A 7,566-nucleotide genomic window follows, 5' to 3' on the forward strand; every position below is an offset into this window, starting at 1 on the left:
AGACCTTTTGTCCCTCTTCCTGCTCTCACTCTGGCCAACGCTCAACTGTCCAGTTCAGCCCCAATTCGGCTTATTAACGATCGACTCGTCTAGCCCATCGCAAAATGTTTATTTGAGATCCGCCAAGAAGTTGGTGGTGCCTTGCGGTAGTCTCGCTACCGCTGCCCTGACGGGCGTTTCCTCCCTTGACTTGGCCGCCGGTCCTATAGATCGGCGGTTCTTCTCGGTGGCAGGTCAAACGTTCTCATGAAGCAGGACTCATAAGATCAATCTGCACTTGCGGGACGCCGTTTCCTGCGCGCCGCGGATATCGCGCAACAACGGGACCGGGTCGAGAACGGCATGTATTTCTTGGAGATGGGCACGAACCGAGCGGGGCGTGTCGGCGGCTAAGCGCTGGTGTGGTGTCGCCGGCGCACGGTATGTCTTGCGCACACGCGCATCGTCGCGCTGCCCGGCTATCAATTGAACGAGGATTGGAAGACGTGCACGAACAGCCTCCGCGATCGATAGTGTTCAGCCAGCAGCACTTCCAGGCTCTCGAACCGACGATAGCCGACCATTCTGCGCGCGACGGCGCCGTTCTTCTGCTCGACGAACGGCTGGTCATTCTTTCGGTAGGGCCGGCAACGCGTGAAAACGATGTTGGCCGCCTCGCAGTGGGCGTTCAGCGTCTCAATCATGAACACGGTATCATTGTCAGTATCGAGGCCGAGCAGCGCAAAAGGCAATGGTTTGCGCAATTCCGTCAGCACCATTTTCAATAGCGCCTGTTCGCGCCACGATCAGAGCAGCGCACTCTGTCCAGCCGGTAGCACTGTCGGTGAGCACGAGGGTCAGGATGAAGCTGCCGGGCAGATGGACCGCTATGTGCTACAAGGTCGGCCTCGAATCCGGGCGCCGGATCATTCCAATCTGCCGACGTCCGTATTGGAACACTGCGACGCAACGAGTGCGTCGCGTGCCGCCGGCGCTTGCGACCTGATTCTTCTTGGATCCGCACTAATGTGCGGTCGATCGTCGCAGCGCTCATCGCCAAAAGTTTGGCGCCGATCTGGGGGGCAAGGTCGAGGTGGCCGTGCCGTTCCATCGCCTCAATCGGCGCAGGCAGTAATGCCTTCAGCCGCTTCCCGCAGATCCGGCCTGTCGCCTCCCACTTGCATAACCTGCCGGCCGCGATCAGAAGTCGGCGCGGTCCCTCGCGGATCGCGCCGACGCCGGGATCGTAACTCCGGTCGGGCTACGCCCTCCCTACGTCACGAGCCCGGCGAAACTCTCTCACCTTGCTTGATTGACGCGCTCTTCCATCCTGATCGCCGCGCGACAGGCTGACAAGCCTCCCGTGGTGCGCGTTCTCTTCTCCAGGCTCCATCCTTTTGGGAGATGGAGCCTGGAGGGCTCGGTGCTGGGCAGGCAATCCTCCGAGCCGATCCGGAGGCAGGAAAGCTGCCACCGAACGGCACTATGCCGGAAGACAACCAGCTCACGAGATCCCCAGTCGAGCAATCTGCGCCGACACGTGCTCCGGATCGGGAAGGGGAGGCCACGGATGGCGGCCAGCGGCGGCGCTCAACAAGGACCTACAGAACGCAGGGGTGAGCTTGCCGCGGTGGATCACGACTTTCTCGTGCCCCTCGGCGGCTCGAGCGCTCTGCCAGTGCTGATTGTAGCCGCGCTGTTCGTTAGACTTCACGTGGCAAGCGGCGAATTCGCGATCGCCCAGCGTTGCAAATTGCCAGGCATGTACCGGCTGCTTGGTATGGATGTGCACCCATATCGGGCTTGGCGTCGCACCATTGCGCAGCGCCTTGGGCTGCAGCCTGATCTCGAACAGCGTCCCTGGCTCTCCCTTCAAGGGACGTGGTGGATCCACTGACGCCAGCTCCCCCGCCGCCCGCAACTGTTCAAGGTATTTTTGCGATGGAAACGCATAGGTCTTCATGCAATCGCTCGTGATTGCCGCCTTTTGCGCGTTTAATGAGTTTGCCTGCCCCTGCACCTCGGACCACATCGCCTTGAGCCGTACAATTTTATCGTGCACTTCGGGCAGTTGCGCAGGCGTGAGCAGGCCACGTCGTCGAGGCTCCTCCAGCGCGGCTGCACAGGCCTCAATCTCGGAGGCCTGCGTCTGCAAGCGCTTAATGACGCGATCCAAGACGTGTTCGGCGTCCTCGGGCTTCATCTGGCGCGCTTGCGAGACGGCGCTTTGCTGAGCCGACAGATCGAACTGCAGCAGCTCGTCCAATCGCTCAAGTAATCCCGCCAGCGCTTTCCTGGAGGGCGGAGCCTGCCACATCTGGAGGTGCTCGGTCGCGGAGGATGACGCGCGTGCCTCGTCCGCGGTCGCGAGTTTCTTGGTGCCGAGATCCGAGAGTACGATAACCTTGCCCGTCCGGGCCGTGGCGGCATTGGGCCTGGCGAGTTGCGGCTCCGCCGGGCGGGCCGTCGAACTCCCCTCGCCTGCGGCCGCTGCGCGCCTTCCTTTTCCCCTTCTGCGCGCTGGATTACCTTCGCCGACGACGGCAGTATTTTCCGGCAGCCCAGCCCAAGCCGGCGGTTCAATCGTGGCTATCGTCTTCGGCTGCAATGCCAGCAGCCGCATGACGTCGTTCGCCGTAACCCACGCGCCTTCCACGATCTCGTCCAGCAACTGCAACGGGAGGTCGGCTCGCGTTCTGGCCTCCCTCAGGCTGGCAACGATGCCGCTCAGTCCTGACGCAAATTCCGAAAGGCGCTCCATGACTCCTTCCAGAACGGCGCGGTGCTCAGCGTCGAGGGCCGCTCCATCGCTCTTCAGAACGGCGCCGTGCGTCGAGACGAATGCCGGAAAAACATCTTCGATGAAGGTCCCGAGCAGACGCACTCGCCCGCTCTCGTCCATGAGGGCGCCGCGCAGATCTGGTTCGAACGTGCTCGCTTGCGAGTTAATCAAGAGCTCCGCGAGAGCTATCCGCGATTGCAGATACATGCACTTCGTATTGAGCGCCCAGCCGGTATGCAGCCTTAGTGCGGCCTCTTCGGCCTTCCGCATCTCGGGCGTGCTACATGGCAACTTGGCAGTAGCTGCGCAGACTGACTGCATCCGCTCCGAGCGCAATGCCTTCTTTCCCCACCACTCCATGCAGGCGACATAGTGGTCCGCCACGCCTGCAACCACGCGGCTCAGCTGGGCGGGCGAAGCGGTGTCTTTCATGTTGTCGAGCAGGCGTGCTGCTTTCTTTCTGTTCTTCTCCAGCTCGTCGAGAATCTGCTTGGCCAAGTGGTCACATTCCTGGGCCGCGTTCAGCGTGTCATAGCGGAGCTGGCGAGCCTGATCGTCCGGCAGAATGCGGCGCGCCAGAGCTGGGGGCAGATTCGCGTAGTACTCCAGAACTGCTGAGCCTGCTTTAACCACTTGATCGATCAGCTCTTGCGCCTCGGGCAAGTTCCGGGCGCGCCTGGCCGCTTGACGACAAGTTTTAAGCTGCTCGAGCAGGCTGTCCAAGTTTTCCTCTGCTGCCTTGATCTCGTCCCGCGTTGGCGCCGCCACATCCAAAGCTGGTGGCTGGTTCGCGAGCGCCGCGGTTCTATCTTGAGGCCCGGAGCGCATCCGCTCCACGACGGCGTCGAAGGATTGACTGCGTTCGCCAGGCAACAGGCCGGGCTCCGCGCTCGAACTGCTCAATTCCCCGGTGCTGTCGGCTCGTGCAGCCCCAACGCGCGATGTGCCAGCTCGGCCAATGCCCGTCATATTTTATCTCCGATAAAGTCGAGAATGCTCAGCCTATCTGGATAGACCGCCTGGCTGACCACTAGCTGACCAAGAGAGTTCTTCCGGATGCGCAAGAAAGCCGATATCGCCTTGGGTCCCATTTCCATCGCAGCTCCTGTGTTGCTGAAGACAGCGATGCGGGATAGCTGCGTCAGTTGCGGCATAATCCGCTGAGACGTGACCGCGGCCTGACGTGCCCCGGTCAAGATCTGCGCTCTGGATTGACAGTACCGTCCGCGAGGCGATCCGTAAGGGTCCTGCCCCTATGCCGGGTACGGCGTCTGGTGAGGTCCTCACCAGCTTTCAAACCCACATTTCCAGCCGCTCCGATTTCGGCGCCGAATTCGATAACGGTCAGTCTGGAAAGTCCGCGCCAGATGACGACATTTCCGGGTGGCGGATCGGCGGCCCTGGCCAGGTAGCGACCCAATCGTTCAAGTTTGGTCAAGTAGAATGCGAGGGTTCCAGGGCGACATCGTCGATTGCCGACGTCGCTGATGAGTTCATCGAGCAATGCGATCTCGTTGTCCGTCAAGGCCATCTTCGGTGACGCGTCCGGGCCGCGCGATTGAGCATGGTGAGCCAGAGGACGCGCCAACTGAGAATGCAGAAGACCGCCATCAGATTAGCGAGGCGGTCCGCGTCCGCAGTTTTGAGTCTTCCGCCCGCCCTGCAGCCCGATTTCAAGATCTTGTGGAACATCTCGATTTTCCACCGCATGGCGCACCAGTTAATCTTCTCGATTGCCTCGGAGCGTCTACGGACGGGTAGGTCCGTGATTAGCTTCGACTCAATAGGTTTCCGGCCCTTTGGCGCACCGCGCTCGCTTGCGAGGATTACCGTCAGGTCGAGGGCAGGATAGAGTTTTGCTTTCCGATCGGAGGCAAGACCGCAATCCGCTTGAACTTGATCTCCAGCACAGCTTTCGTCATCTCGCCCTTGTCGTCCCGCACGCCAATGTAATGCAGGCCCTTGACCGCTGGTCTCTTCCATCTCGGTCGCAATCGAATGGCCGTCATCGCCCGCCAGCCGATCGACGCAGGCGCGGACAAGCAAGTGAGCGCCAAGCTCTTGCGTCAGGCAATACAATTCGAAGATGTCGCTTTCGCGGTCGCCGATATGAATGCGCTTGCTTACCTGGCCGACGCGCTCACCAGCATCGTCAACGGCTATCCAAACAGCGAAATCGATCAGTTGCGTCTTTGGGCTTACTGCCGTCACAATCTTAAAGCCGTGGCCTGAGGACGACGCTTACGGTCTGATGGCAATGGCCGATTCCTGGATTGACCAACAGATCAGTGGCGGCGTGGTGGTGTTTGGGCTGTTGCCGGGGGGCGACGTTTTGTTTTTTGGGCGATGGCGGTGAGCGCGAAGTCGGATCGCGGCCATCATGGCGAAGGCGAGCATCACCAGGGACACGAAGAGGCTGACGACGAGCGTCTCCTGCGCGTGCCGCATTGCCTGAATGATCGCTCGTCAGATGTTTTCCCAAGGAAGCGGATTTCGATAGCGTAGCATACCAAGTATCATCCCTCTGCAGATCGACGGATCCGGCGTCCAGGCCGGCAGGGCTCGTATTGGTAATGTCCACTGGACTCAAACGCTTCACATGAGACTCGACAGCTGATGTCGCAGCTACAGCGAGAATGGCGGCTTCGCGTTGCGCAACATTTACTGTCGAACGCTAACAGCGCGATTGTCGGGTTTGAGCCCCAATGTCGCAAATTTGACGCGTACCTGGCGCGTGAAGAGCCTCATTTAAGCGGCACGCTGCTTGCTTCATTCGCGGCGCCATCACCGATGCCAGCGCGAAGGCGCTCGGTTGTGGATGGAGAAGCGCAGCGGAGTATTTGATGCGATCTGGACTTCTTTTTTGGGGAGCCACAACAATTGCGCTCGTCGCAAGCAGTGCCGCCAATTCGGCAGACCTTGAGCCAGAAGTGAAACTGCCGCCGGCGGTGTGGAACTGGACCGGAGGCTATATTGGCGGGCACGTCGGCGGCGGGTACGGCCGAACCTCCTTCAGCAATCCCTACGGTCCGTCAATCTATGGCGATGTCGTCGATACCCCAGTGTTCCTCGCAGGTGGCCAGATCGGTTACAATTGGCAGAACAAGGGCTGGGTCTTTGGTGTCGAACTCGATGTCAGCCGCGCTGTCTCCGACGGCACAAATACCTGCCTCGCTGCCTCCGGCTTTGTCGTGAGCGCAAACTGCAAGGCAGGTCCCAACGTTCTTGCCACCGGGACCGGCCGCATCGGTTACGCGTTTGGCGCGCTGGGCCACACGCTGGCCTATCTCAAGGGAGGCGTCGCTTGGCAGAACAATCAGGGCGACGTCCTCAATAATTACGAGTTTGGATTCTCACCGGAGAAGACCCATTTCGATTATGGTCGCCTCGGTGGCACCATCGGGCTGGGCGTCGAGCAAGCGCTTACGCCTGCATGGTCGGTCAAAGCTGAGTATGACTATCTACATTTCGGCGGGCCGAGGATCGACACACCTCCGACGGTGCAGTTTCCACCGTTTGCGATTCTGCCAGCGAACACAACGAGGCCCTCCAGCAGTTATCACGTCGGAAAGATCGGGTTGAATTACCATTTTGGCGCCGACCCTTGGACGGCGCAATGGGGCGACGCGCCGCTGTACGCGAAAGCACTCGCCGGTGCGCCGCCGGTCGCTTACTCGCCCGGTTGGGCGTTTGAAGGCGGATCGCGGCTCTGGCTCAGCCGCGGACAATTTCAATGGGACCACAGCGCAGTGCCCTATGGCCACCTCGACGACCCCAGCCGTCTCATCTCGAGGCTCACTTATTACGGATTGGACGGACTTTCCGGGGAATCATTTCTCCGTGTTGACAGCCCCTGGGGAGTATTCCTCAAGGGCAATATTGGGATCGGGCGCTTCAACAAAGGACACTCGAACGATGAAGATTGGGGTCTCGATACTGGGACCACATCAATGTCGTATACTAACACGATCTCGGGCCAAGCAAACGGAAGGTTCACTTATTACACGGCGGACCTAGGTTATGATTTCCTGCGCGGCGCCACCTACAAGGTCGGCGGATTCACGGGTTGGAGCTATTACGGCGAGAGCTCGGACTCGATAGGATGCATCAAGATCGTCAACCTACCGTGCCTGGCGCCAGGCGACAACACGAACGTTGGCAGCCAGGATACTCAATGGAATGCACCTCGTATCGGCCTAAGCGCCGAAACCATGCTCACCGAGCGTTGGCGCTTGAGCACGGACGTCGCTTACCTGCCGTGGACCGATTTCAAGGGGCGTGATTATCATCTCTTGCGCAACGAGACCGTGTTTGATGAACAACGGGGCAATGGGGGCCGAGGCGTCCAGGTTGAAGGCGTCTTGTCCTACTTCATCACCAGGAACTTCAGCGTCGGCGTCGGTGGCCGCTACTGGGCGATGTGGACCAACAAGCGGAGCAACTCTTTGTGCAGCAGCTATGGCTGCGTCGGTGATCCGACCGTACTTGCGAAGTATAGCATGGAGCGCTGGGGTACGTTCTTTCAGGCCTCCTACAACTTCAATTGAGGGGCCTCACAGCCAAGCTCCAACCTCGGGCAATGCAGTGACCGAACAAATCCGAAGACAAAGTGATTGCCTTAAGAGTCCAATCGGAGGTCGCTTAACGAAGATCGCAGCATCGATCAATGTTTCGCGCCACAGGGCTGCGTAGGTTCGGACGTCGACGGTTTGCTTCCCTCAATTCATCATGGGAGATAAAACCCAGCATGCGGAGCCTAACGGTGACGAGATCTTGGTCCAACATCCAAAGCTGAAGGCTATGAG

Annotated in this window: 4 protein-coding genes and 1 pseudogene; 2 read left to right on the top strand and 3 right to left on the bottom strand. The window is 59.8% G+C overall.

Features of this window, described 5'->3' with window-relative positions; genetic code table 11:
* Positions 1 to 291: 291 nt before the first annotated feature.
* From WN73_RS12410 to WN73_RS12420, 3 genes and pseudogenes are all read right to left on the bottom strand, one after another.
* Positions 292 to 1,156 (bottom strand): annotated as a pseudogene (locus WN73_RS12410) (ISNCY family transposase); the annotation flags it as partial.
* A gap of 327 nt (positions 1,157 to 1,483) precedes the next feature.
* Positions 1,484 to 3,730, bottom strand: coding sequence for a hypothetical protein (locus WN73_RS12415; RefSeq protein ID WP_271552990.1), 2,247 nt, complete (start codon positions 3,728 to 3,730; stop codon positions 1,484 to 1,486).
* 223 nt (positions 3,731 to 3,953) lie between these two features.
* The gene (locus tag WN73_RS12420; RefSeq protein WP_143279382.1) at positions 3,954 to 4,286 is read right to left on the bottom strand and encodes a hypothetical protein; all 333 of its coding nucleotides are present in this window, start codon (positions 4,284 to 4,286) and stop codon (positions 3,954 to 3,956) included.
* A gap of 473 nt (positions 4,287 to 4,759) precedes the next feature.
* On the opposite strand from WN73_RS12420, the gene WN73_RS12425 reads away from it, so the two are divergent.
* Together WN73_RS12425 and WN73_RS12430 are read left to right on the top strand one after the other, a co-directional pair.
* Positions 4,760 to 4,993 (top strand): hypothetical protein, encoded by a 234-nt coding sequence (locus tag WN73_RS12425; RefSeq protein WP_097669634.1) that lies wholly within the window; start codon positions 4,760 to 4,762, stop codon positions 4,991 to 4,993.
* Between the two features lie 611 nt (positions 4,994 to 5,604).
* Complete coding sequence (locus WN73_RS12430; protein ID WP_271552994.1) at positions 5,605 to 7,308, top strand: outer membrane beta-barrel protein; 1,704 nt, start codon at positions 5,605 to 5,607, stop codon at positions 7,306 to 7,308.
* Positions 7,309 to 7,566: the final 258 nt, after the last annotated feature.

It is taken from the genome of Bradyrhizobium sp. CCBAU 45394 (assembly GCF_028128655.1).
Lineage (GTDB): Bacteria > Pseudomonadota > Alphaproteobacteria > Rhizobiales > Xanthobacteraceae > Bradyrhizobium > Bradyrhizobium diazoefficiens.

Bases quoted from the DNA above. Each gene is read 5' to 3' on its own strand.
- WN73_RS12415 (WP_271552990.1), bottom strand. From the start codon at position 3,730: ATGACGGGCATTGGCCGAGCTGGCACATCGCGCGTTGGGGCTGCACGA.
- WN73_RS12430 (WP_271552994.1), top strand. From the start codon at position 5,605: ATGCGATCTGGACTTCTTTTTTGGGGAGCCACAACAATTGCGCTCGTC.
- WN73_RS12425 (WP_097669634.1), top strand. From the start codon at position 4,760: ATGGCCGTCATCGCCCGCCAGCCGATCGACGCAGGCGCGGACAAGCAA.